Raw genomic sequence first — 26,843 nt, 5'->3', positions numbered from 1 at the left:
TAAAAATTAATATCGTATATTTTAGATTCTTAGTATACAATATATTACCTGAACTATATATGAGAATGGAGAGTTTTAATTGGAATTTTTAGCAAACAGTAAGGTTGGTACAAAACTAAACATATTAATACTTATATCTTGTATCTCCTGCATAGTATTATCCCTAATAGGCGGATGGGGTCTAGAAAGAGGAAAGAGTGCTTCCTCTAATATGTATGAAGATGATTTAAAACCAATCGAGTGGATAGGAACCATAGAATCTAACTTTTACCATGTTAATATGAACTTTATGGAAATAATGCTATCCAAAGATGAGAAAAGAATGAACGATTTAATAAAAGAAATGGATGGGATGCGTAAGGAAAATGATCAGTTATTAAAGCAGTATGAAGCTAAAATTATCTCTAATAAAGAAAAAGAACTATATAACACATTTCATGAAGCATTTAATGAATTAAGAACTCAGATGAAAAAAGCACAAGAATTAGGGAAATCTAATAATGAGGAAGCTTATGCCTATTATCTAAAAGAAATTGAACCTAATATGCAAAAAACAATTCAGTCAATTCGTGAACTAATTATATATAATAGTAATAATGCAGACCAGTTACAAAAAGTTAACAATAGTAGTGCTCAAAATACAATGATAATATTTGTGGTTATTTCAATTTTAGCAATTGTCATAGTTATATTTATTGGATATATTATTAAACTTACTATACGAAAACCACTTATTTTATTACAAAATGATATGGAAAAAGTAGCTGCAGGTGATTTAACAATACGTACTTCTTATAAAGCAAATAATGAGTTAGGAATCATTGTACAGTCTTTTAATAGTATGTTAGATAACCTACAACAATTAATTGCGAATGTTAAGGCGACAACACAAGAGGTGATTTCTTCTACGGAGGGTGTTTTACAAGATACAAAGCGAGCATCTAATATTTCAAATGAGGTTGTTCAGACCATTACTGAAGTAAAAGAAAAAATAGCAGGACAGGTAACTAGTATTCAAGAGAGTTCATCCTCAATGGAAGAAATAACAATTGGTGTGCAAACAGTAGCTGAATCTTCAGCAGTAGTTGCTGAGGTAGCAGTAACAACCACAGAACAAATACATACCGGCAGTGAAGTGATAAAGCACTCTATTCTTCAAATGAATAGTGTCCATGATGTTGTCGAGGAAACATCAAAAGTAATAGATAGACTTGTTACACGTACACAACAGATTGATACAGCTTTGGATGCAATTACTAATATTGCCGAGCAAACTAATCTTCTTGCTCTAAATGCTGCTATTGAAGCGGCACGTGCTGGAGAAAATGGGAAAGGGTTTGCAGTTGTTGCAGCAGAAGTGAGAGATTTAGCTGAAAAGTCTAAAGAGTCCGCGAATGAAATTAACCATTTAATTAAATCTATTCAACAAGATACTCAAGATACAGTTCAAGTCATGCAAAAAGGAGAACAAAAGGCAGCAGAAGGAAAAGAAGCGGCCCACAAAGCGGATCAAACATTCTCATCTATTATGAGAGATATTGATAAAATTACAAGTCAAATTCAAGAAGTCTCTGCAGCAACAGAAGAGATGTCCGCCGGCACAGAAGAAGTAAATGCGTCTCTTTCACTAGTATCTGATACTGCAACACAAGTAGAAAGAGAAACAATTCAAACAGTACAATCAATTCAATCACAAGCAGTTTCAATCAAAGAAATTTCAATTCAATCCAACAGGATGAAAGAAAAGGTAGAAGCATTAACTGAATTGCTATCAGGCTTTATTATTACGGAACAAGAAAAAAATTAATAAATGTGGATACAGTAACAATAATATATTCTTATTTTTATCAAAGTGAAAATTTTTGTAGAATAGATGGGATGGAATTAAATGAATAACGAACTAAAGTATAATATTTACGAATTACAACAATTCATTCAAAAAACTTATTCTGATATTAAAACAGCATGTGATATTGCTATTTATCAAGAAAACAATTCTAAATATCTAATTTCATTAGGATTTTTAAATAAATCATATATAACTTATTTAGAAGCTAAAAGATTCTATCGTGAAAATGAAGAACTTGCAAGTGTAGAATTTGATAATTTCTTTGATGTGTATGATAAATTTGAACACGAATTAAAACAAGTTATTTCAAGAGAAGATAAAAATCCTTCATTACTACATAGTAGACTTAGTCAGTTTCAGCAGAAAGTTGAAAATATAAATGACCTAATAAAAGTAATGCAAAATGCTCGTTAATAAATGTTTTTTTCTTTGGTATATAGAAAGTAAACATTAAAAACATTTTAGTAAGAATCTGTTTTGTAAATCCATTTTAAAAACGGTGTGCAAATTGGCTATAAATACATTTACCGATACTTTTTATGAGAGAGCACTTACTGGGAGTGCTCTCTTTTTATCATTTTAGCCAAGAAGACTCCCTAAGGTGCCTTAAATTAGTAAATCGAAGTTTTCATTTCAACCTTTAAATCTTAATATATTAATGATAATATTAAAAATGTTATAATTAGTAAAGATTTCTAATAATTAGATTGAGAGGATACAATAGTATGGGTTATAAGCTTCGTAGAATTATCCAAGTTTCTCCGGGTGTGAAAATTAACTTTACATACACTGATTCGGGAGGAAGAACCGTTCCGCCTGAATCGAGAGTAACAACTTATGTACCTGGCACCGGAATCTCGTATACACCACGAATAGCAGAGTCAAACAACTATTATAAACAACGAGGATTTCAAAGACAAAACGCTTCCTATCCCACTATGAATGAACAAGATTACAATACGATAAAAGCATTTGAGCCGGTAAGAGAAACCAATACTTACCTTGTTACTGCTTTTCGTAAGAAGGATAATCAAGTAAACTCCGTGGGTAGAAAACTAATGAAACCACTTTCCATAATTGCAGGCGTTTTTGCAGGCCTATTCTTACTTATGATGCTTGTTATACCTGCTCTATTCCTGGCAGTCATGTCTTTCCTATGCTATAAAAATATAAAAACACCATTTGCAGTTGTATGCCCAGAATGTGATGCTGAGAATCTATTCATTTTTGAAGAAGAGAAAATTGCTTGTCGTAAATGTGAGAGCACTCTTATTATACAAAAATAAAAGACGTTCATTTGAGCGTCTTTTATTTTTGTTTGGACTTTTATTTTCAAAATCATAAAATTGGATTCATTTACAAATAGATTAGAGCTCCGCTTCTTGTAGAAGGGTCTTACTTATTAGTTTTTCAAGTAATAATCACTTTAATCCAATGTTATCAATTTCTAAAATATGTTACGATTTGAACTGGGAGGGAAATATATGAAAATGATACAGGAAGATATGTATAAAGAACTAATAGATAAGAAAAGAACGGTTACTATATTTTTAAAAAGTGGTGTTCTCATACGTGGGAAAATCCTCTCAACAGATAAATTTACTGTCTTTATGATGGTTCAGGGTAAGCAACAACTAGTATTCAAACAAGCACTTTCCACAATTATTAATTAATTTTTTCTTTCAATTTGGTGATATGAGACGAAAATCCCCCTCAAAAAAAGAACAGATGACAGAATACTACTCCAACTCTTAATTAATTATAATTAAGCATCCATAAATATTCAATTCATTCGGGAATTTCTCAATGTTTTTTGTCTTATTTTATATTTTTCTTTTTTGTTGCAGTATTCTTGTAATATGAATGCTGTTTTTTTGTATTAAGAATTTCCAAAATAAAAAAGATAAGATCGGAGAGTAGGATCTTATCTTTTTCACAAGGAGAAAAAAGTTAAAAACTATCTTATTATTTATAATATTATATTTTTTAGGAAATTCCACTTAAAATCTATATTTAGTATCTATTTTTATTAATGGAGAGAAAAGGTTATTATAAAAAGAACTTAATATCTGATCAGTTGTTAAATCAATATTTTAAATATATAATTGAATTTCAAAAATATGTGATTTAAATCACATATTTTTTTTGAAATCATTTATTATTATTTGAGGTGTATAGAATGGGCAAATCTCGCGAACAAACAATTGAAAATATTCTAGAAGCGGCTAAGAAAAAATTTGGAGAACATGGCTATGATGGTACAAGTATCCATGAAATTGCAAAAGAAGCAAAAGTGAATGTTGCTATGGCATCGTATTACTTTAACGGAAAAGAGAACCTTTACTTAGAGGTATTTAAAAAATATGGTTTTGCAAAAAAACTACCCAATTTTCTTGAAGAAACGCAAAATAATCCTAAAACTGCTCTAAGACAATATTTAACTTTCTTTATTACACATATAAAACAACATCCTGAAATTGGAACTCTTGCATATGAGGCAATTATCAAAGAAAGTTCACAATTAGAAAAAATTAAACCATATATAATTGTAAATTTTGAACAATTAAAAGAAATCTTATTGGAAGGGAAAGAACAAGGGATTTTTCATTTCTTTTCCACAAACCATACGATTTATTGGATTACTTCTATTGTCTTATTTCCGAAATTTAAAAAATTTATTGATTCGATGAATCAAAAACATTCCGATGATATGCAAAAAGAGTGGATTACAGATGATCTTGTAAACAGAATTATTTCTTCATTAATACATAATCCCACATTATAAAATATCCCTTATTTAAAAATGAATCAACAACTCATTCTTTTTCCTGATTCATGAATTACTAAAAAAATTTTGCAGTTATACTCACTGATATTTTTCACTATTAAATAATTTATAAAGTTAAGTATTGTGTAATTAAAAATATTTGTAAATGCCACTGTTTAAAGAGTAGCGGTATAAAAGTACATTATTATTTTTAAAGATAATAAAAAAATTAAAGACTTCTAGTGCCATATGTATGTGTTGAAAATTTTATCATTTTAGCCCTTCACGTTCCTTGAGGAAGGAGTTTTCTTGGCTAAAATGATAAAAAAGGAGGGAGAAGGTATCTTTTATTGAAGTTTGTTTATAATAGCTTTTTAACTTGTTAGGGGGAATCATAAAGGAGATTAGTAATCTCTTTGATCATTTTTATTTTCCTTATAGTATTGGACTTATTGTATTAGAAAATTCGAATTTTGAAAGGGGAATCAATAAATATGAGTAAGAAAAAAGATACGTGCTTATCAACTTAAGGATAGAAATTAAATGGGTTTTTGTTTAAATAAACTAAACAAAGGGGTGTTCTTTATGTGTACTAGTTTGACATTACAGACAAAAAACGGTCAACATCTTTTTGCAAGAACGATGGATTTTACATTAGATTTCAATCAAGAAGTAATAATAGTTCCTCGAAGTTATCGATGGAACAATATAACTGGTGAAACCATCGAAACGAAACAAGCAGTTGTCGGGATGGGGATCAACTATCAAGGAAGGGTCATTCTGGCAGATGGAGTAAATGAATCAGGTATGGCATGTGCAACACTTTATTTTCCAGGATTCGCTACTTATAGTAACAGTATAGATGACGATAAAACAAATCTGGCTCCATTTGATTTTGTGGCATGGAGTCTCACACAATTCAATTCTGTCGAAGAGTTAAAGAAATCTGTAGATAGTATTTCTTTTTTAGATGTATCATTATCTGTTTTAGGAGTTACCCCACCGCTACATTGGATCTTAGCGGATAAATGGGGAGAATGTATTGTAATAGAGCCGACAATTGAGGGGCTAAAAATGTATGATAATCCGCTAGGGGTAATGACTAATAGTCCTGAGTTTAACTGGCATTTACAAAATTTAAGACAATATATAGGTCTTAAATCGCAGCCATATGCACCAACTCAATGGGGGGATGTACCATTAAGTGCTTTTGGACAAGGTTCAGGTTCGATGGGACTCCCTGGGGATTTCACTCCACCATCAAGGTTTGTTCGGGCGGCGTATAGCAAACAAAATATTCAAGGGGTAGATAACGAAGAGGAAGGGGTATCGGCCGTTTTTCATATCTTATCAAATTGTGAGCTTCCAAAAGGTGGAGTGATAACGGAAGAAGGTACATTAGATAATACCATTTATACAAGCGCAATGTGTATGGAGTCTGGTATATATTATTATCATACCTATGATTGTAGACAAATTATAGCTATACATCTATTTCATGAAAATTTAGATACAGATGAAATTAGAACGTATCCATTTCAGCGTAAACAAAAGATATATTATCAAAATTAATTAGATTTGGAATAACATCAAAAAGGCAAACTGAATTAAGTTTGCCTTTTTATAATAGGCCATACGACTCATGTTATAACTTTTACACACTTACACTGATATTTTATAGATAGTATTTTTTATTATATTTGTAATCATTTTAAGCGAAGGGTACGTGATTGAGATGAATAATACATATAATGAAAAGACACATGCTCTCATTAAACAATTATTGAACAAATTTTCATCCAAAGCCCCTGGCTTTGCATATATTGCTAGTTTTGATAGTGGAGTAACGTATAAAGGTGCAGTTGGCTTAGCTTCTATAGAGGAAAATCTGCCCATAACCACAAAGAGCGTTTTTAATATCGCCTCAGTTTCTAAACAATTTACAGCGTTTTCTATATTACTCTTAGAACAAGAGGGAAGATTGGGTTTAGATGATTCAATTGTAAAGTTTGTCCCTTCTATAGGAACATATGCTGAACCAGTAACATTGAGGCATCTAATTCATCATACTGGTGGGCTAGTTGATTATATGGCATTGGCTGAAGCAGCAAATATTAAATTTACTGATACATTAACTGTGGAAGAATCTCTAAAACACCTAAATGGTCATCAAATTGCAAGGTTCCCAGTGGGCACAAAATTTGAGTATAGCAATACAGGATATTTTTTATTATCACAAGTGGTAGAGAAGGTAAGTGGCAAGTCTCTACTTCAGTTTACAAAGGAGCGTATTTTTGATCCTTTACATATGAAAGACACAACAATTGTAGATTACTACCCAACTACTATACCAATTACTAGTGGGTATTCGAAGAATGAGCAAGGAACATATAAAATCTATGAAAGCCCTTGGGAACATACAGGTGATGGGGCAGTACATGCAACAGTTGAAGACCTGGTAAAGTGGGGAGAAAATCTAACTACAGGTACCGTTGGTGGAAAAGAACTTGTTAAAAAAATGAGCGAAATAGGTCCGAAAATTTCTCCAACTAGGGAGACGATTATTGATAATGAAGAGTATGCTTTTGGGCTAAGGCTTGCAGAAGGGTTTAACTGTCGATACTTGGAACATTCAGGTAGCTGGGCAGGTTATCGTTCATACTTCATGCGGTTTCCAAAAGAATATTTGTCTGTTGTTGTACTAAGTAACTATGATGAATTTGACTCTAAAAAATATGCTAATGAAATAGCAGGAATTGTTTTAGAAAAATAAAAAATAGGGCTTAGAAGACAGTATCTGGATTTGGTTAACCACACGTTGTTTTAGGTGTAATTGATTTTGAGAACGGAAGGCAAGCGTAAATTTATGCTTGCCTTTTTTCGTATTAAAATGAACATAAATATTTATATTCATACAGTTAAAATTAATTAGAAATTCTTTAAATATAGATTGATTAATGTGGTCGAATTTTAAAAATTTTTAAATAAAAATAAAAAAATTATATATTACGATTATTAAAATTAATTTTATTAAAAATTGAAATATTAATTAATATTCCTATTGCTATTAAATTGACCATTAAAGAACTTCCACCAAAACTTACAAATGGAAATGGAGTACCTGTAAGAGGAAATAGTCCCGTAATACCACCTAAATTTACAACGGATTGCATACCGATCATACATGCTATACCAATTGCTATAAAACTGCCGAATGGATCTACACATAATTGTGCAATTTTTAAGGAGCGAAGTACTATAGTCAAAACTCCAGCCAAAATAATAAATACACCAATAAATCCTAGTTCTTCAGAAACTATGGCCATTATAAAATCAGTATGTGGTTCCGGAAGATAACCTGTTTTTTGTATGCTATTTCCAAATCCACAACCAGTAATTCCTCCAGAGCCAATGGCAATAAAAGAATTTACAAGCTGGTAGCCATTTCCTTGTGCATCAACAAAGGGATTAAAAATTGTAGTAATACGTGTCTTTTGAACTTCTGACAAACTATATTTAATTAAAAAATATAAAATAGGTGACCACAAAATAGAACCGATGGCAGTTCTTTTGATTAGTAGATTTATATTTATTCCTGAGCAAAGAAATATGCTAAAACCTATACCTAATATTAAAAGTGCAGATCCTAAATTTGGTTGTTTAAAGATAAAAAAAAAAATTGTAGCTAAAAAAAATAAAAGTTTTCCGATACCACTCCAGTTATTTTTAGCTTGTTCTTGTCGTAATGCAAAAAAACGGGCTGTTACAAGTATTGTTCCTAATTTAAGAAATTCAGCTGGCTGTATTCCAAAGATCCATGATTGAGCATTATTTACCACTTTTCCTTTCCATAGAACCATAATTAATAAAAAAATCCCTCCAACCATAATACAGATAGAGACTATTCGTTTTTTCCATATTTCATATGGGAGTATAGAACAGACTATTAACCCTATTGTTCCTAAAAGTAGCTTTGTTAATTGAGAATCAACAAAATGTCTACTGTTATAACCATAATGTTGGACAGCGATAATGGAGCTCGCACTATACATCATGATAATACCTAAAGTACATGTTATGAATAGAGGAAGGAGCAATAGATAATCGAGTTTTAATATTTTTTTCATTTTAATATCCTCCTGATTTAAAACAAAACATAATATTACATTTGCTAATCAATAAAATCTTGTTCTCGTCAATTACTAAATAGGATTTTTGTTAAGGCAGATTCTATCGTTTATATCCTGTTTTCTTACGCAAAAATCCCCCTAGTATGTAACTAGAGGGATTCAAAATGGCATGACTAAATAAGGCTTTTTCCCCCTAGTAGAGCTTTGGCACTATACAACGTAAAGTAATGAAAATTCATCACTTAGCTATCTTAAGAAGAGCCTTAATCCGACAATTCCTGTTCTACCCATTGGCGTCTTTCGACATTTTTGGGCAATAGCCTGTGTTTGCATAGGAGCCTCACCTAACAGGTTCAGCGATATAAATTTTATGTATTTGTTCCGTGTAGCAAGCATAAATATATATTTTTTTCTTGTCAAGTAACCGTATTGCTAATTTTATATGATTATAGCTTTATAGCCCTTTGAGAAATAATATGAGAAAATGTATGTAATCATTTCGTATAAATACATATTTTCGAATTGTAGTGTAAAGTATGATTAAGTAGTTTAATCATATAAATTTGATAAACAGTAAAGAAGATTTTAATCATAAAAGAAGATTTTTTGAAAAATGTTTTTTTGAAGTAAAGAATAACTAATCATTCATCTTCTGTTATAAAGTTGGAATTTGATTAAAAACAATAAGTTTCATATGTTTTTAAGTGGAATATTAAATTTATAATAAAATATAATTTCATTTTCTATAAAAGTTTTTTTATGTGCGGAACTGAAAGTTAGTTGACAAATATTAAATTCTGGTTTAAATTTTGAAGTAATTCAATAATCTTTGTTAGGTGAGGCTCCTGTATAGAGAAACGCTGCTGCCCAAAAATGTCGAGAGACGCCAATGGGTCAACAGGAACGGTCGGATTAAGGCCCTTCTTAATGTAGCTGGTTATAAAAACCTATGCTATACAGTGCTAAAACTCAACGAGGGAGTGGTATACGATTTGATAGAAAGGCACCTCTGTGATTTTGGCAGAGCTGTCTTAATAATCATTTATTTGTATTGTGAAAAAACCTTTACTCCTTTTTGAGTAAAGGTTTTTCTGTTTAATTTTATTTATTTTTATCTTGTCTATATTCAAAAAGGAGGTAATTCTAATTAATGAATTGATTGCAATGTAACTATTATTGCTCTAATAAAAAATCTAAGACAGATAAAATAAAACAAAACCACTCATGAAACTCTAGAGTCTCCCTTAGCAATATGAGGAGGAGTTAACATGAAGAAATTATTAAATGAATTACTTGTAACCCAAAATAATTTGGATGCAGAGAAGGTTTTACGTCTTTCTTCGTATGATGTTGCGCAAGAAGTAAAACGGTTTTCAATTGAAGATCAAGTCATATTGCTAAATACGATTCCTGTATTAAAAAGCTCTAAAATTCTTCAATATATGAGTGCAGAAGAAAAATATAATATCTTAATTCATTTATCTGAAAATAAGGCTAAAAAGTTACTAACTTTACAACCGATTGATGAATTAGTAGATTTACTTCTAGCGGTTCATCCGGAAAAACAGGCTAAATTAATGGCGTATCTAGATAAAATTACAAAACATAACGTAAAAAAATTGATGACTTTCAAACCTGAAACGGCAGGAAGTCTTGTTACAAGTGATTTTGTTGCAGTTAGAGGAAATTGGTCAGTAAAAATGACATTGAAGTACATTAGGGAACATTCTGAAAATGTAGAATCAATATCTTATAGTTATGTTCTTGATAGTCATGGTTATCTTGAGGGAATCGTTTCCATACATGAGTTATTACTAGCAGCAGATGAAGAGATATTATCTACTATCATGATTCAAGAGGTAATTTCAGTACAGGCTGAAGTTGATCAACAAGAAGTTGTAAAAAAGCTACTGAATTATAATTTAGCAGCGATACCTGTGACAACAGCAAATAATAAAATGATTGGTATTATAACATTTGATGACGTAATGAATGTTATGGAAGCAGAAGCTACAGAAGATATTCAAAAGTTAGGCGGAAGTGAACCATTGAATCAATCTTACTTTGAAGCTAGCATTTGGAGCATTTTCTTAAAACGTCTACCATGGTTATTACTTCTTTTTGTTGCTGAGGCATATACAGGTACAGTATTAAAGTATTTTGAAGACGAAATTGAAACTGTAGTTGCCCTTGCTTTCTTTGTTCCATTATTAGTAGGTACTGGAGGGAATACAGGAACACAGGTTGTAGCAACAATTACTCGTGCAATTGGTATTGGAGAGGTGAAATTTAAAGACATTTTCCGTGTAATGAAAAAAGAATTTGCAATAGGTATGCTTCTTGGACTTGCACTTGGTATGGCTGGGCTCACTCGTGCTTATATGTTAGGAGTTGGAACAGAAGTTGCACAAGTTGTAGCAATTACTTTACTATTTATTGTTATTTGGTCCTCTCTTGTAGCAGCTGTTTTACCTTTGATTCTAAGAAAATTAAAACTAGATCCTGCAGTTGTTTCAGGTCCATTTATTACAACATTTGTTGACGGAACAGGATTAGTAATTTATTTCATGGTTGCAAAAACGTTATTAAATTTATAAATATACACTGAAAAAACGAAATTTAGAATAAGTATTTTTCCCTAATTGCTAAAATATAGCGGGGAATTCAGGCATGAGGAAATTGAACACTTTTGTCTTTAGATAAATAATATTTTAATGGATTTATTGAATGTAATGAATGCTGGAGGATAAAACTATGAAACATCTCAGAAAAATCTTCAAACGAATTTTGCTTCTATTGTCTATTTTCATGCTTATTGGCATAGGAATATTATTTGGTACTAGCTATGGCCGGGAGCTTCGCATAACAATGGCTGGGAGTATACTAACTTCTCAACATCCACAATATGCGAAGTATACATTCCTACCCCAAAAGGAACTAGATAAATTGCAAGATAGAATTAATCATCCAAAATGGTCAAATAGTGATGAGCATATTTATAAAAAAATAGCAGGAAAAAGATTAGAAGAATTTAAAAATCAGCCATTAGAAATTAATGTAGAAACGATTAAAAGTAACAAAGATAGTCGCTTTCTTTTTGAAGGAAAATTAGTTACTATTAGCAATCCCTTCAATGTTAAACTTGTTAGCCATCAAGGAACCCAGGGCGCTAACAGAGGAGAAAAAATTAGCGTAATGGCAAAGCGTAATCATGCACTTGTTGCTGTGAATGCAAGTGGATTTGCTGATGAAACAGGAAGGGGTGGAGGAAATGTTGCAACTGGGATAGTAATAGAAAATGGGAAAGCTATTGATACGAATATGGATAGTAATACCCCTACAATTATTACGGGTTTAACAAAGTTTGGACAAATGATAACAGGAAATTATTCTACCCAACAACTTTTGGATAAACAAGTTGTTTCTGCAGCTGGATTCATGCCACAGTTAATTGTTAATGGAGAAAAAATGATTACAGAAGGAGACGGTGGTTGGGGTTCGGCTCCACGAAGTATTATGGCCCAAAAAGAAGATGGTACAATTATGTTTCTAGTTATTGACGGTAGACAGACGCATAGTATAGGAGCTACGTTAAAAGAGTGTCAAGACATCCTATATGAAAAAGGAGCTATAAATGCAATGGCAATGGATGGAGGATCTTCGGCTACTCTATATTTAGGAGGAAGAGTTATAAATACACCTTCTACATTATCTCATGAAGATCGCTATTTGCCGAATGCTTGGGTGGTAACAGCAAATTCAAAGCAAAAAATAAAGATGATAATCGATGGAGAAAAAGTAGATCCTAAAACATTAGATAAATTTGATGCGAACTTTACTTCATAATTAGTAAAAATAATTAAAAGTAAAAAATGGATACTATTCAAAAAGAATGCAAAAAAATACGCACCCGTGGCGGCGCGAGTAGGAATTATGATTGGCAGTATAATTATATTCAATAATTTTATAGATATTCCTCATGTTTTGTATAAGGGTCTGAACCAAAGGTGAATGTTGTATTTAAAATTGTGCAATTAGATGATGGAAGTTCAAGAAATATATAGAAGGGGGAACTTTAGATTCGTATTGTAAATGCTTTTGAATTGATTATCTTTCTAATTAAGTCCGTGTCCTATCTGATAGCATCTGTTGTAGCGCAATGCAGTGGATTTGTTCATTATGATTGATGGTCAGAATCGATGATTCTCATAAATATCTTGCTCTGAACGTGATTATATAGTATTTAAAATTATGAGAATACTTGTTCAGATTAGTAGTCCAATAAATACAGGGCTTTTCTTTTGAAAAAATAGGCTTATATAACATAGTCATGCGCGGATACAGATATACCCACTCCTCATAGACATATCTAGAAACTTAATATATAAAAGGACGTGGAAAAATGTATTATCATCCTTACCCTTATTCTTATGATTATCCTATTTATAATGAAGATTATCCGAGACCTGCACCACAAGTTGCTCCATTTATAGGTCCAGGTGCTATACAACCACACATAGGTCCAGGTGCTATACAACCGCAACCTACTCCATCTTGGCCTACCCCATCTTGGCCTCCTGTGCCTCCAACTGGTCAGGGCTGCATGAATAAGTGGGCACGATTCCGTTTGAAAGATGGAAGAGTTATAAATATGTATGTTACCCATATCGATTCTAAGTCTGTAGCGGGATCGGTATGGATACAAGGTTCAGGATGGAAACAAGTAGGGCTTGACTTAGATGAAATTTTAGAATCCCAATGTTAAACAAAGCCCCAGTAATGGGGCTTAATAGTTATCTTTTTTCATTTGTATTTATTGTATTATCGCCAACAATTTTTAATATATTTTACATATGGTAAAGCAAGGGTAAGTTACACCATTTTCCACTTCATGATTAAAAACGAGATGATTAGATGGCATCTTTTTTTGTTGAAATGTATAAAACATTTATCATTTTGCCAAGAAGATTCCTTTCTCAAGGAACAACGTAAAGTGTCATTCTCTAGTGCCTAAGGAGTAGGTGGGAGCTGAATTAGATTCGGACAAGCAATGTCATATTTGAATTTACTGATATTAAATATGTAATTGTTCAGTTACCTTTTGAATGAACTATTAAAGCATCCGGTCGGATACTTTTTCTTTATGAATAGAAAAATTTCTTGATGTGAATTGAATTTACTGAAATTTATATATCTAAAATAGGAGGCTTAGTACCGTTAAGTAGATCCCAAGTACTTAATCCAAAAGAATATTCAAAATGCGGATAATCAACTAGGGTAGTAAAGCGCCCACCCCAAGTTAGACCAAGTTGTTCCCCTATATACCCCATTTGCTTAAATTTTTTGATGTTATTCCAGGATACAGAATTATTTTCATAAGGTGCAGCATCAAAGGCTAATCCCCAATTGTGATATGATTCCCCACCTCGAGCGTTTGTAACCTTTATACCCGGTTTCCATCTACCTAAAGAAAATAACCGATCTTGTTCACTCCAACTCCTAAACACTGAATATATTCGAACATCTAAGCCATTAGTCTTTGTTAATTGAAGAAATTCTTTAGCCAACATCTCCACATATGGATGTAAGGATTGTAAATGATTAGAGTTAGTATAAAATTCAGATTGAGAATTGGGATTAAATAATTTGTGGCGTGTTCTCGGTGTAATATCTCCAGAAGGGTATAAATTTTGCTCTTTTTGGTATTCTTGTGTGGCTTTGGTAGTTGATAAACCGAATACTCCATCAAGTTGTCCAAAATAAAACCCTATAGATTGTAGCTTCTTTTGTATTAATATTACGTTCTCAAACAATGATTTCCAAGTGTTAACTTCTACTATTCCATTAGGGTTTAATTTAGCTTTCTCTTGGAAACTTTTTGTACATTTATGTGTTTTTTCATCAAAAAAGCCGGTAATAGCAAGTTTCTCGTAGCTTACTCCCAAACCAATTAAATTTAATTGGAGTAATGTTACGTAATAGCCTGTGGAACCTGATTTAAGAGTGGGTAAATTATCCATATTTCCCCCTTGATTTTAGAATACTGTTACTTATTATAGTTAGATTGAACTTTAATATGACAGGTACTAATCGTAAAAAAATAAAATTGATTTTATTAAAGTTACTATATTTGAATGTTTGTAAGTGTTTTTTTCTACTTATAAAATATAGATTTTAAAGGAGTAATTCTAAAAAATCCCTTTATAAATCAACTTAAATCTTCAATTCATAACTTTCTTTGTAATAGACAAATATAAATATGAATTACATAAAATTATCTTTGTAAATAAGGTTATTTGACTTTTATAGTATGTAACAAAAATATAACTAGATTAACCTTTTGGATTAAAGGAGATTTTGGGTAGATTTACAGGAAGTGGTCAAGTAAAAGTAGAGTAGTCCATACTTATTTTAAAAAAATCTAGAGAATCTTAAAAGAAAATAGGCAATTATATGATTTCAAAAAATAGAGTTGAGCATAATATCATGGATAAAGGGCCTTTTTATTTTGTTTATATACTAGAGTTTTAATATAAATAGGATTTATCGAGAGGAGAGGTGAATTTGTATAATTCTTATCCATATTCTTCAGGAGGTTATAAACCACCATATCCTGTAGCAGGAGTGAGTGATGAAGGCCAGGAAGATTTTTATCGGCAACCAAGTGGAAAGATATTTGCAAAAATATATGAAAAAGATACAGAAAGTCCGATTAAGGGTGTCAAAGTATCTATTTATAAAATGACAGAGGAAGGACGTATTTTATCTTCCCGCCAAAGTGATATTATTACTTTGTATACGAATGAATTCGGTGAAACTGATATAGTTGCTTTACCTACCCCATCTAAAGAGAACGCTTTAGACCCTTTAGGTTCTAAACCATATTCTGAATATGCTATATCTATTGAGGCTGCAGGTTATGCACCTGTAGTACTGCGGGGTACACAAATTTTCGCTGATGTTACAGCTGTTCAAAAAATGGAACTTATACCTGTTAGTGGAACAGAAGGACGGGATTCTGTTGAAATAATTGATATTCCGGAACATACATTAATCGGACAATATCCTCAGCAAGAATCACAACAGGAACTGCAACAAGAACATAAGGAACAACAAGAGGCAAGACAAAACTTAGATGTGGATGTTGTATTACCGGAATTTGTTATCGTACATGATGGTCATCCGAATACGCCTGCTCCAAAATACAAGCTAAGGTTTAAAGATTATATTAAAAATGTGCTTGCTTCTGAAGTATATCCAACATGGAAGAAAGATGCATTGATAGCTAATGCACTTTGTGTCATTTCCTATACATTAAACCGGATTTATACAAATTACTATAAAGATAAAGGATTTACAATCACAGGTATTACACAGTTTGATCATAAATATACTCATGGCAGAAATACTTTTGAAGAAACTGATGATGTGGTAGAAGAAGTATTTAAACAATACATTGCAAAGCCTGGTGAAAACGCACCACTTTTTGCGCAATATCGTGCTGGTAAAAAGCAACCATGTCCATTCGCAAGTCGACCAGGGATGCTTTATCAATGGGGGACAGCATGCCTTGCAGAACGAGGGATGAATTATATGGAGATTTTAAAATATTATTATAAAAATGTAGAAATCCGTTTAGCTGACTTTATACAAGTAACCAAATCATTCCCAGGTTATAATATAAAGGAAGGAGACCAAAAAGGAGCTGTTAGGACTATTCAGAAATACTTATTTCAAATAAGAAAAAAATATTCAAATATCCCTGAAATAATAATAAGTGGCACGTTTGATTCAAATACAGTAAATGCAGTCAAAATTTTCCAAAGGAATTTTCAAATTCCTGATAATGGAATTGTAGATGAGCTAACTTGGAATAAGCTAAATGATATATATGTATATGTGACAAATCTTCCTGGGTTTTACCCGATTTTGCAGAATGGTAGCCAAGGAGAAAGTGTAAAAATGATACAAAGTTTATTGAAAAGGTTTGGTTTTTATACAGGGGAAATAGATGGATTTTTTGGACTTGGAACTGAAAAATCAGTAAAGGAATTTCAAAAAATTAAAAGTTTTACTGTAACAGGAGTAGTGCGTAAAGAACTATGGAGATTACTTGAAGAATTACAATATACTGCAGGTACCACAAGGAATTTGGAATATAATCCCATACTAATACAGGCAAATACAGGTGCAAATATTAAAACATACACACCTTCTCAACATACAAACCAATTGTTTATTAACCCTTCCTCTACACCTTCTATGACAAATTCCTCCACATCTCATTACCCACAATCATTCTATAATCAAAATGGATACTATCCTAAATATTAATCATTGAAAGTAATAAAAACATAAAGGAGTGATTGCAATGAATTGTTATAGAGGGAGGGCGAATAGTTTTGATTGATTATCACTCTTATCCATCGGATACAGGAAAGCAGTTAAGCTATCAACCAAATAAATTTTTGAATAATCAACAATCTTTTTATGATACACGGGATACTTTTCGCGCATCAAGTGGTAAGTTAATTGTGTCTGTTTATGAAATGAATACAGATAAACCAATTAAGGGTGCAAAGGTATTCATTCGTAAGCAAGATGAGAGTAGTCAAGTTATTACTACACTTCAAACAAATGATATTGGTTTAACAAGTGTCATTTCTTTATCAGCTCCCCCTAAAGAATATGCTTCAGATCCTTCGGGCCCTAAACCTTATTCAGAATATATCCTTACAATTGAAGCACCTAATTATGGTGTGAAAATAGTTAGGGGTGTACAAATCTTTGCGGGGACTACAGCTAAACAAAGAGTAGAAATGATTCCTATAAATCGAACAGGAGAGCTGCAATCAATAGAAATTATTGATGTACCTCAGCATAAATTAACTAAACAGCATTTAGAAAGACAACTTCAGCAGTACTCTATGTATTCTACAGATATTCCTTTACATGCACATAATCTACAAATACCGCAATATGTTATAGTTCATGATGGGAATCCTTATGAAAATGCTCCAAGATACAAAGTGGATTTTAAGGAATATATAAAAAATGTTAGCGCTTCGGAATTATACCCGAATTGGCCGAAAGAAGCTTTAAAGGCTAATGTCATTTGTATAACTTCATTTGTATTGAATCGTATATATAAAGAACATTATTTTGAAAGAGGATTTACAATTAGTAGTTCTTCTTTGTTTGATCAATCTTTTAATTATGGTAGAAATATGTTCTTAGAAATAGATGATGTAGTTGATGAAATTTTTAATCAATACATTGCAAAACCTTATAGTATTGAACCGATGTTAATTGTATATAGTAGTGGGGTAAGAGATAATTCAAATGAATACTTCTGTAAATGGGGCAGTAAATATCTTGCTGATCAAGGTATGGATTATGTAGGTATTTTAAAAAGCTATTATCCATTTGCTCAAATTTATTTTTTGTAGTTTATTATAAATATGGATTATTTTTTTGGGGTGTATGAAATAATTAATAAGAAATGGCACATAGATTTTATGTCAATTAAATAATTAATAATCGTAAAATAGCTCCAACTAAAGAAGAAATTTTATCTCCACTTCATGTTTCATAAAATTTCTTCTTTAGTAAGGGGGATTTTTAAGTTATCTGCTATATTAGTTTGAATAAAAAATAAAAAGAGGCACATCATAAATATGATGTGCCTCTTTTTATTTAGAAACATCTTAAAGTTAAAGTTTTTTAGTTAACTGCAAATTTTTTGCACTTTCGCATCATAGCTTTGTGCAACAGGAGAAAGATAATTATGACAAGAAAAAAACATATAATCATTATTCATGGAAGATCTACAAAACCACAACAATCTATAAAGCAAACTTTAGTTAATAACGCTCTAATAAATGGAATCCAGCGAATAAATAAAAAAATGGCAAAAGCGATTGAAATTGGTGATGTAAAAGTAACGGTTGTATACTATGGTGATATTTTAAACCAGATATTAGTGGAAAATAGACCGGAATTAAAAAAAGAACTCGTGTGGATTCCGGATAATTGGTATGTTCCAGATAATACTTATAACAAACCCTTACAAAAACTAATAAAAAGACCCCTCGAAAAGCACACAAAAGAAGATTATGATCGATTAATTGAAAAACAAGAAATTATAAAATTTGGTGATGATTTAGCTACAATTGCCAGCCCCTTCTTATCTTTAATTGGAATAACTCAAAAAGTAATAAATAAACTCCTTCCAGATTTAGGTTCTTATCTAACTAGCAGGGTAGTAGGTTCGCAAATTCGTGAACGTTTGCAACCAATTTTAAGGGAATCTTTATTAGCAAATGATGATATTGCCTTAATATCACATAGCATGGGATGTATGGTATCTTATGACGTTTTATGGAAGTTTTCAAGGATGAGTGAATATAAAGATTTATGGGAGAAAAAAATTTCATTGTGGATGACATTAGGTAATCCATTGGGCGAGCCTGCAGTGAAAAAAAGTCTCTATGATTCAAACGAACCAAATGATGGAATGTACCCAACTAACATTATGGATTGGATTAATATTCGAGCTGTAGATGATTTTGTAGCACATGATGGTGACATAAAGGATGATTTTCATCAAATGCTTGAGAGGAATCTTATTAGAAGTATTACAGATGAGCCTGAAATCTACACATTTTGGGTAGATGAGAAAGGGAAATGTAATCCCCATAAATTATATGGATATTTGAATCATCCTGTTGTATCAGAAAAAATACTTAATTGGTTACAAAATTAATTGCATAAACCTATTTTATAAATTGCTATAAAATACTTATTATAAGAGCCTAAAATCAGTTCAAGCCAACTAAACAATTAGCTCTTGTGAAAAAAATTTATTTTTAAATACAAATAATTTACGGAACAAGTAGTAAATAATTAAAAATTATAAAAGCATTCCTTATGGAGTGCTTTTTATTACGTAAAAAAACGTAAATCAAGGCATAAAGTAATAACTAAACTTTATTTAATTCATGGTTACCCCAAGTAGGCTGTTTTCTTATAAAGAAGCCTTATTTTTGATTGATAAAGCACATTAATAATGATAATTAATATCATGAAAATTGTAAATATCAATAGGGGAGTGACTAAGTATGTATAATAATTATTGGAATCAAAATCCTGTTCCAGTTGTAGGGGCTAATTATAATTTGTATCAAAACCCTGTTTCAAGTGTGAACTCTGATTACCAGTATTACCAAAATGATATGTCGACTGTTGAACAGGATTACCATTTATATTCAAATCCTGGTACTAAATATAAAGATGAACGATCTACAAGAAGAGAAATTCAGTTATCACCTGGTTCAGCATCACAAACCGACCTTGGAAATGGTTTTATATCATTTAGATGGGCAGGCTATGATATTAATACAGACGAATATCTTGTTGCTTTTTTAAATGCGCCTGGAATGAAAGTTATAAATGGAGGATGGGCACCAAAGGATTACGCTCCTTTGTATGCAATGGAGAGTTTTCCTAGAAGAATAGATCAATGGGTAATTACTACGTTTAATCCAACGCCAGGAACAGGGAGCCCAAGACCAATTGAATTTTATTTAATTGCAAAAGCTTAAGGATATTAATTTCTGTAATTAAGTGTAGGATAGTATGCATTGGTGTAGTTTGAAAAGCTTACATGTGATTAATATGTGCTGTTAGTCTGAAAGAGTAAAAACACCAAGAGTTGACATTGAAAGACATAGATCACAATTCAATAAAAAAGAATGAAGATACGTCTAAAGTATATCTAAGCATCCATAATTGGGTGCTTTTTATTTTGGAGAAAATTAAGAGAGGAATGAGGATAATTGGAAAGTGTATTAAACGGTAAGATTGCTGCACTCGGTCTTATACCTATTGATAAAAAAGCATATATCAAATACATTAAACCTCATGAGAAAGCGTATAAGAAGTCTGGGATTGATGTTAATCAATTCAAATATTATAAGTTATATGAACAGAAGCCGATGTTTTATTCTGTAGAATATCTCACACAAACGCCAATAAAAGATTTATTGGAAAGTGATAGAGGGAATCGAATACGCTGGGTAAAGACAGATGAATGAATATAAAACTAAACAACAGAAGCGTAAGTTCTATGACAGCGGTGACTGGAAGAGTATACGTGAACAAGTAAAGAAACGTGACAACTATGAATATCAAGAATGTAAACGTAATGGTCGGGTTCGTTTTGATACGAATGAGTACAGTGAGAGTGCCCAGCGTAAGAAGATACAACTAGTTGTTCATCATATCAAAGAGCTTGAACATCATCCAGAGCTTGCACTTGATATAGATAATCTCGAAACAATCTGTGTGGATCGCCATAATAAAGAACACGGTAGAATATTTAAAAAGAAAATCAACAAATAGGAACACGATGAAAAGTGGTAAAAAAAGATGAATTAAACCAAGTAATCGAAACATCTTGGCAAGAATTAAAGAAAGCCTGGTCAATGATAAAAACGGTGAAAGGTTCTGAGTACATTGAAGCTCCAGCTTCGCAAGCTAAAAAGCTGAAAATAATTTTAGTCAGCTTTTTAATTACTATAAGCTAGTATCTGTCTAAAAATATTAATTTTCTGAATTTTCAATAAAAATGATTAGATTATACCAACTTAATGATAATGATTAAAGAGACTACTATAGAACCCAAACATTAATAGAAGAAAGACATATACAGGTATTATGAGTTTGAAAATTTCATAAACTCTAAAATCTTATAAAAAGAGGAGCATGAAACATGAGCGAACAATGTCCAATTAATGTACCATGTCAGGTAGAAGGACAAACACAAACACCATTAAGTGATGAGACTGCAACACCAATTGTTACTCCAGGAGCACCCATTGTAAAGATTCCAGTTGTATTAGCTGAAAGAACACTTCAAATTGTTGTAGAGTCCGATATTTCATTAGATCCTCCAGCAGTCGAAATTAAACGCATCTTAAAAAACGTATTTTTAACACAATGTAAGTTAGTGCCTGTAGCATTCGTACCAGTACCAGGTACACCTTACCGACGAGTTACAAGAGCAAAATTATTTGTACAAGGCTATATTCGTAAAAATATTGAATATGCAAATAACGAGTGTAATGGAGTTCTATATGATCGTATTGCAAATGTTCCATTTTCTGGTTTTGCAGATCTGACAGAAGGTGATTTTCTATCATTAGCTTTAGTAGCTTCTTCTTCGGACACTACTTCTCATTTTATAAATCCTAAAAACGGTGATTTACCACGTCTAGACAAATATTTCTTTGAAAATGCAGTTTTTTATAACGAACAACCATATTGTGAATTAGTAAGCGCTCAATTTTTTGAATTAGACTTTTCACCTTGTTCTACAGACCTAAACGAACCATTTGATACGCTTCGTGAAAAAATTGTACTAGATCTTACTTTAAAAGTTTTACAAGTACAACAAGTACAAGTAGCACTATAAAAATAAAAAGAAATTGTCTTTGTTAAAAAGACAATTTCTTTTTTATTTTTATACAACATATATAATGATGAAATGGTCACATACAAAAAAATTTTGAATTTCATCAGACGGGGGGATGGTGATGAAAAATCCATGGATTGGTAAGGGAATATGGGATGAAATTTACAAGTATAAAAACCTGAATATACAAGATAATTCACACGAAAAAAGAGGGGAAAAAGAAGAAGTACCACCTGAATTAAAGGGAGAAGATGTAGCATCAAAATTAGAGAAAGAAGGTCAAGCGTCTGGATCACAAATAGGGCCTTTAATACACTCACTTGTGGTCAAAACTCCATTTTCTATTTTTTCAGAAGTAACTAGTTTTAAAATATTTCCAAAAATAAATGTGAAAAATCAAGAAGCATTTGTATTTAGGAATGAAAAAGGTCTAAAAGGGCGTGAATTAGATTGTAAGTTATTAAATACAGTGCAACAATATCATTCGGATAGTTATTGTAAATTAATTTCTTTAAATCTTCATGAGAAGAGAGTTCATTTTGAATTATATAACCAAAAAAATGAAGGGAATAAAGAAGAGAATAAGGTAGAGGCATCTTCATGGATTCCTATTCACAGTATAATATTAGAGAGTGAAAATGGGGAAGACGTATATAATTTTATTACAGCGAAACTACCAATAGAAATAGGAAGATATAAAGGTGAAATTAGTTTACGAGAAAAGGTTGTATTTAAAGAAAAAGTCATAGGAATAAAAGAGGTTGAACAGGAGATTATTTTGACAAAAACCGAATTTTTAATACCAAAGGTAAAAAAGAATGGGCAAAATACACTTACAGTTGAAAAAGGGAGCTTATTGGTAGAAGGGTATATATATCAATGTATTCAATACATATCAGAACAAAGTACACTTCATGATAATGAGCATCAGTTAATACAAAATATTGTATTGGAGTTAATCATTCAAGTAATACAAGAACAAGAAGTACAAGTGCGAATTAAATAAAAATAATTATATTCCCTCGATTAGCTGATTATTTTTATTCGTAGTGTATCGATGGGTATTCTTTTGTAAATCATTCAGTGCTGCAAACTATTTGTTAAATGGTTTATCCATGATAAATTCAATTTTACATTGTTACTAAATAGTATGAATCTCCTCTGGTTTATGTTTTAAAAAAGTGCTAACAAGTTTGCAAATGATCTTGCTAACACTTATACAGAATAGACATAAATTATCGCTGATATGTCGTTCACTACCATTAAAAATAAAATAATTGGAAATAATTATTTTTATTTCAGTATATCCATAATTATTCATTAAAAATGAGTTTAAAGTAACCAACAATTGTAGGAATCTAAAATTTTCATTTATAATCTCATCAAGAGAGAGTCTTTATATACCAATTATAGAAGGATTCAAATTATGTATTTTTTACATAATAAAATCAAATTTAAAACGAATAATAAATAGCTTTTAAATCTTAAGTATTAAGTATGTAAAAAAATAAAAGTTCAACAATGCAAAATTGCTGAACTTTTATTCCTTATTCTTTCCTATTCTGCCTAAACTATCTTTAATAGTTGTTTCCCCAAGTTGTGTATATAGCAAAGCTGTATCTTGACTCGTATGTCCAAGTTGCTGCATGACTTGTAATGAGTCTTTCTCTTCCATATATAATTTATTTGCCAATGTATGTCTTAATTTATGAGGAGACATTCTTTTTCCATAAGCTTTAGTATATTTTTCTACTATATCTTGGATAGCCCTAACTGAAAGAGGCTGTGCAGTATGTTTATATTTTGATAGAAACACATTTTTCAATTCTTTCCCTGGAGCGAATTTGTTATCTCGAATTTCCATATATTTTTCAAGATCATTTAATGCAATTGGGGTAATCCATACAGAATCTTCTTTGTTTCCTTTTCGGATTACATCAATGAGTCTTTCTTTTAAGTTTATATCTTCCATACGAAGATCCGCCAATTCACTTACACGAATGCCACTGCCAAGAAAAAGCGAGAGGATTGCTACGTCGCGATCTTTATCTCTTAGGAAATAGAACAACTGATGTTTTGTTAAAGATTTTTCGTGCTCATACTTAACGTAATTTAAAAACTCTTGATCATCATTATTATGAAATATTTTAGATCTCATACGTTTTGCACGAGCATTTAATGTTTCTTTATCTTTATGTATTTCGATTTTAGCCATTACATTTCTATAAAAATAACATTCTCCATCTTCATTCTCTGATAGGGAGGTAAGGTATTTAAATAAGGATTTTAAGGCTGAAATTTTCCTGTTAACAGAAGAATTCTGCATGTTCTGTTGTAGTTTTAGAAATCTCATAAAGTTCTCAACATCTTTTTTCTTTAAATTCTCCAAATCAGCGAAGGATATGTCTTTAATGGGTTTTAATTCAATAACTTGTTCAGATAATAGCCAATTAAAGAAGACTCTAAAATCATATACATAATTCAGTAGGGTGGAGGGAGAGGCATCATGCAATTCTTTGTACTCCACAAATTCTTCTATGTAAAAGGGCATTTCGTTTAAATTTTCGTATAATTTTTTACGATGTACGGATTTTTGACGTTGCTTGCTGTAGTCCATAAAAATCACCTCATATATAATATAACAGAAAACAGAAGCGAACACAAGTTCGCATTAAATTCAATTTTTACACAAACTTATTTACATAATTAAATTATGAAATACTAAAATATACACAAAATTGAATGATATAGTGTAGTTAGTCAAATGAAAATTATAGCTAACTAAGTGATAAATTTGTATAAGACCATAAAAATTAGTGTAAAAACTACATATAAATGTATGTAAAATAAAAAAATTTTTTATATAAATTCATACAAAAAATCAATATATGAAAACAGTTTAAAATTCGTTATCTAACATGAATTGGCTAATTTAATCATGATTATGAGGGGTTAATTAGATCAACTTAAGAAAAAATCTTATAAATTAAAATGTAATCTACCATAAAAAATATTAATAACTAACTTAGCATTTTATGATTTCTATATAAAGCATGAATTATATAGACACATACCAATATACAGAGATGCAGGCTATCGAGCTCGAAATCCCTAAATACTGTATTATATTTTTAATTATACATCTTATTGTTCGTGAAATTGGTATTTCGTGCGAATTTGTGAGTATTTATTTTTCCACCTCTTTATAAAGGTATCATATACCTTACCTTTCATCAGTCTAAATATCTTTTAGTTTCATATACATTCAGCTATACATTATTAATATTGATTAAATGGTCGCTTATAGGATATAGCCAGTGTATAACATTTTAATACAAATCAGTTAACTTTAACTCCTTAAGACTAAATAGATGGTGTATTTTACAAAATATAATTGTTGTGATGTCGAAATAGAGCATTTCCTTTAATTCTTTTTATTGTACTTGATTTAGCTGAGCATTCCGCTAAATATTATTTAAATGCAGATTTCAAAATATAACTACTAAATTTCTCTTTCTATCTCAATGACATAAGTATTCTTTTTATTTTGAGATTTATTCACTTGTTTTTTACAAATACCTATGAGATGTGTTATGTAAACTGATTATAAGTAAGTTATTGTAATGTATGCTTTTGGCTTCATGTAAGTGCGAATCTGTACATCCGCATTCGCACTTACATGATATATACCAATTTGACTTATATAACTGTGCTCCAGTATATATCGTTTAATCTTTTGATTATCAACTGAGATTGTAATAGCGTTTGCGCCAGGTGCGTATATATCCTATCTTTTAACACTCTCACTACTAATACTAACTAGATCAATTCTTTATTTTTTCAGATTCATATATTCTTCTAAAGTTAGTTTATATATATATATTCAGCAATATCTCCTACGTAACGTACATGCCAAGGCTCATAAGCATATCCAGTAATATTCTCCTTACCTTTTGGGTAACGAATGATAAATCCTGCACGATGTGCGTTATCTTTTAGCCATTTGCCCTCCTTCGTATTTGCAAAGGATAGCTCTAGTTCATTGTTCGCACTATTTTAATGGCACCTCCTGCACGTCCTTTTACTGACATGCTCCTTGATCAGTATCAGTAACTCGGGGCACCTAAGGAATTTATTGATGAACAAAAAAAACAATTCGCTTATATTAAGGATCCTACTTTCGATCCAGATCACCCACCAGCTGGTTATAATTATCCTTCTCCACATTTCATGTATGATGTGACTCGTTGGCGTCCAGTTGAGGAAGCGAAATCACGAAAAGAGCCATTACTGATTCTGCAAGGCGCACGTGATTATCAAGTAACTGTAAAAGACGAGTTTACGAGATGGCAAGAAGGGCTTTCAAGCCGCAGTAATGTTCAGTTCAAAGAATATCCGAAATTGAATCACATCTTCACGGAGGGTGACGGGGAATTCAGTCACCCTAGTGAATACGAAGCCCCTTCCAATGTTCCTGCGTATGTCATCCAGGACATCGTTACATGGGTCAATGAGACAAAGAAATAAGAAAACAACAAAAGCCATCATGCAATCATCATTTCGTGTTGGCTTTTGTGATATTAAAACATGTTATATCAGAAATTAATCGCTTCTATGAATTGA

Annotated in this window: 21 protein-coding genes, 3 pseudogenes and 2 riboswitches; of the genes and pseudogenes, 20 read left to right on the top strand and 4 right to left on the bottom strand. The window is 31.3% G+C overall.

What is annotated here, in order from left to right; all coding sequences use genetic code 11:
• Positions 1 to 79: 79 nt before the first annotated feature.
• The 7 genes from NZ044_RS28820 to NZ044_RS28790 all read left to right on the top strand — a co-directional run bounded on the left by NZ044_RS28820 (position 80) and on the right by NZ044_RS28790 (position 7,389).
• Positions 80 to 1,807 carry a methyl-accepting chemotaxis protein gene (locus tag NZ044_RS28820; RefSeq protein WP_340950176.1) on the top strand — a complete coding sequence of 576 codons (1,728 nt, stop codon included), beginning with the start codon at positions 80 to 82 and terminating at the stop codon, positions 1,805 to 1,807.
• A gap of 81 nt (positions 1,808 to 1,888) precedes the next feature.
• Entirely contained in the window at positions 1,889 to 2,263 is a 375-nt protein-coding gene (locus tag NZ044_RS28815; RefSeq protein ID WP_340950175.1) for a hypothetical protein, read from the top strand.
• A 311-nt stretch (positions 2,264 to 2,574) separates the two neighbouring features.
• Positions 2,575 to 3,135: a hypothetical protein gene (locus NZ044_RS28810; protein ID WP_016078450.1), complete on the top strand. Its 561-nt coding sequence runs from the start codon at positions 2,575 to 2,577 to the stop codon at positions 3,133 to 3,135.
• A gap of 198 nt (positions 3,136 to 3,333) precedes the next feature.
• Positions 3,334 to 3,522, top strand: coding sequence for an RNA chaperone Hfq (gene hfq, locus NZ044_RS28805; RefSeq protein ID WP_000782146.1), 189 nt, complete (start codon positions 3,334 to 3,336; stop codon positions 3,520 to 3,522).
• Between the two features lie 506 nt (positions 3,523 to 4,028).
• Entirely contained in the window at positions 4,029 to 4,634 is a 606-nt protein-coding gene (locus NZ044_RS28800) for a TetR/AcrR family transcriptional regulator (protein ID WP_000520476.1), read from the top strand.
• A 567-nt stretch (positions 4,635 to 5,201) separates the two neighbouring features.
• The gene (gene bsh, locus NZ044_RS28795) at positions 5,202 to 6,188 is read left to right on the top strand and encodes a choloylglycine hydrolase (protein ID WP_000337608.1); all 987 of its coding nucleotides are present in this window, start codon (positions 5,202 to 5,204) and stop codon (positions 6,186 to 6,188) included.
• A 163-nt stretch (positions 6,189 to 6,351) separates the two neighbouring features.
• A complete protein-coding gene (locus NZ044_RS28790) occupies positions 6,352 to 7,389 on the top strand; it encodes a serine hydrolase domain-containing protein (RefSeq protein ID WP_340950171.1) in 1,038 nt (345 codons plus the stop codon).
• A gap of 226 nt (positions 7,390 to 7,615) precedes the next feature.
• Here the strand turns inward: NZ044_RS28790 and NZ044_RS28785 are convergent, their stop codons facing one another.
• Positions 7,616 to 8,743: an FtsW/RodA/SpoVE family cell cycle protein gene (locus NZ044_RS28785; protein ID WP_340950169.1), complete on the bottom strand. Its 1,128-nt coding sequence runs from the start codon at positions 8,741 to 8,743 to the stop codon at positions 7,616 to 7,618.
• Between the two features lie 185 nt (positions 8,744 to 8,928).
• Positions 8,929 to 9,105: riboswitch (M-box (ykoK) riboswitch) on the bottom strand.
• A 462-nt stretch (positions 9,106 to 9,567) separates the two neighbouring features.
• Positions 9,568 to 9,735, top strand: a riboswitch (M-box (ykoK) riboswitch).
• Between the two features lie 279 nt (positions 9,736 to 10,014).
• On the opposite strand from NZ044_RS28785, the gene mgtE reads away from it, so the two are divergent.
• From mgtE to NZ044_RS28770, 3 genes are all read left to right on the top strand, one after another.
• Positions 10,015 to 11,343 carry a magnesium transporter gene (gene mgtE, locus NZ044_RS28780; RefSeq protein WP_098506609.1) on the top strand — a complete coding sequence of 443 codons (1,329 nt, stop codon included), beginning with the start codon at positions 10,015 to 10,017 and terminating at the stop codon, positions 11,341 to 11,343.
• Between the two features lie 157 nt (positions 11,344 to 11,500).
• Complete coding sequence (locus NZ044_RS28775) at positions 11,501 to 12,592, top strand: phosphodiester glycosidase family protein (RefSeq protein ID WP_340950167.1); 1,092 nt, start codon at positions 11,501 to 11,503, stop codon at positions 12,590 to 12,592.
• Positions 12,593 to 13,148: 556 nt separating this feature from the next.
• Positions 13,149 to 13,511 (top strand): hypothetical protein, encoded by a 363-nt coding sequence (locus NZ044_RS28770; protein WP_340950165.1) that lies wholly within the window; start codon positions 13,149 to 13,151, stop codon positions 13,509 to 13,511.
• 421 nt (positions 13,512 to 13,932) lie between these two features.
• On the opposite strand, the gene NZ044_RS28765 is transcribed toward NZ044_RS28770, so the two are convergent.
• Positions 13,933 to 14,766, bottom strand: a complete 834-nt coding sequence (locus NZ044_RS28765; RefSeq protein WP_086398623.1) for a peptidoglycan-binding protein — start codon at positions 14,764 to 14,766, stop codon at positions 13,933 to 13,935.
• Between the two features lie 544 nt (positions 14,767 to 15,310).
• Here NZ044_RS28765 and NZ044_RS28760 point away from each other — a divergent pair.
• The 9 genes and pseudogenes from NZ044_RS28760 to NZ044_RS28720 all read left to right on the top strand — a co-directional run bounded on the left by NZ044_RS28760 (position 15,311) and on the right by NZ044_RS28720 (position 23,226).
• Positions 15,311 to 17,080 carry a peptidoglycan-binding protein gene (locus NZ044_RS28760; RefSeq protein ID WP_340950162.1) on the top strand — a complete coding sequence of 590 codons (1,770 nt, stop codon included), beginning with the start codon at positions 15,311 to 15,313 and terminating at the stop codon, positions 17,078 to 17,080.
• 68 nt (positions 17,081 to 17,148) lie between these two features.
• Entirely contained in the window at positions 17,149 to 18,195 is a 1,047-nt protein-coding gene (locus NZ044_RS28755) for a SpoIID/LytB domain-containing protein (RefSeq protein ID WP_340950161.1), read from the top strand.
• A 338-nt stretch (positions 18,196 to 18,533) separates the two neighbouring features.
• Positions 18,534 to 19,511 (top strand): hypothetical protein, encoded by a 978-nt coding sequence (locus NZ044_RS28750; RefSeq protein WP_000197074.1) that lies wholly within the window; start codon positions 18,534 to 18,536, stop codon positions 19,509 to 19,511.
• A gap of 355 nt (positions 19,512 to 19,866) precedes the next feature.
• Complete coding sequence (locus tag NZ044_RS28745; RefSeq protein WP_000282651.1) at positions 19,867 to 20,349, top strand: hypothetical protein; 483 nt, start codon at positions 19,867 to 19,869, stop codon at positions 20,347 to 20,349.
• A 234-nt stretch (positions 20,350 to 20,583) separates the two neighbouring features.
• Positions 20,584 to 20,841 carry a hypothetical protein gene (locus NZ044_RS28740; protein ID WP_000446718.1) on the top strand — a complete coding sequence of 86 codons (258 nt, stop codon included), beginning with the start codon at positions 20,584 to 20,586 and terminating at the stop codon, positions 20,839 to 20,841.
• Positions 20,834 to 21,148, top strand: a complete 315-nt coding sequence (locus tag NZ044_RS28735; RefSeq protein ID WP_098506602.1) for an HNH endonuclease — start codon at positions 20,834 to 20,836, stop codon at positions 21,146 to 21,148. Before NZ044_RS28740 ends, NZ044_RS28735 begins: the two co-directional genes overlap by 8 nt.
• A gap of 14 nt (positions 21,149 to 21,162) precedes the next feature.
• Positions 21,163 to 21,315: pseudogene (locus NZ044_RS28730) on the top strand (phage head closure protein); the annotation flags it as partial.
• A 203-nt stretch (positions 21,316 to 21,518) separates the two neighbouring features.
• Positions 21,519 to 22,220 (top strand): CsxC family protein, encoded by a 702-nt coding sequence (locus NZ044_RS28725; protein ID WP_001294996.1) that lies wholly within the window; start codon positions 21,519 to 21,521, stop codon positions 22,218 to 22,220.
• 121 nt (positions 22,221 to 22,341) lie between these two features.
• Positions 22,342 to 23,226 (top strand): BC_2427 family protein, encoded by an 885-nt coding sequence (locus NZ044_RS28720; RefSeq protein ID WP_098506600.1) that lies wholly within the window; start codon positions 22,342 to 22,344, stop codon positions 23,224 to 23,226.
• A 534-nt stretch (positions 23,227 to 23,760) separates the two neighbouring features.
• Here the strand turns inward: NZ044_RS28720 and xerS are convergent.
• Both xerS and NZ044_RS28710 read right to left on the bottom strand, forming a co-directional pair.
• Entirely contained in the window at positions 23,761 to 24,837 is a 1,077-nt protein-coding gene (xerS, locus tag NZ044_RS28715) for a tyrosine recombinase XerS (RefSeq protein WP_340950157.1), read from the bottom strand.
• Between the two features lie 1,215 nt (positions 24,838 to 26,052).
• A pseudogene (locus NZ044_RS28710) lies at positions 26,053 to 26,273 on the bottom strand (M15 family metallopeptidase); the annotation flags it as partial.
• Between NZ044_RS28710 and NZ044_RS28705 the strand changes: the two are divergent.
• Positions 26,271 to 26,747: pseudogene (locus tag NZ044_RS28705) on the top strand (alpha/beta hydrolase); the annotation flags it as partial. The pseudogenes NZ044_RS28710 and NZ044_RS28705 sit on opposite strands and share 3 nt — an antisense overlap.
• Positions 26,748 to 26,843: the final 96 nt, after the last annotated feature.

Source organism: Bacillus sp. FSL K6-1338 (genome assembly GCF_038006965.1).
GTDB classification, from domain to species: Bacteria; Bacillota; Bacilli; order Bacillales; family Bacillaceae_G; genus Bacillus_A; species Bacillus_A thuringiensis_S.
Note: the sequence above shows the minus strand (reverse complement) of the source record. Positions and strands in the feature narration are given on the sequence as shown.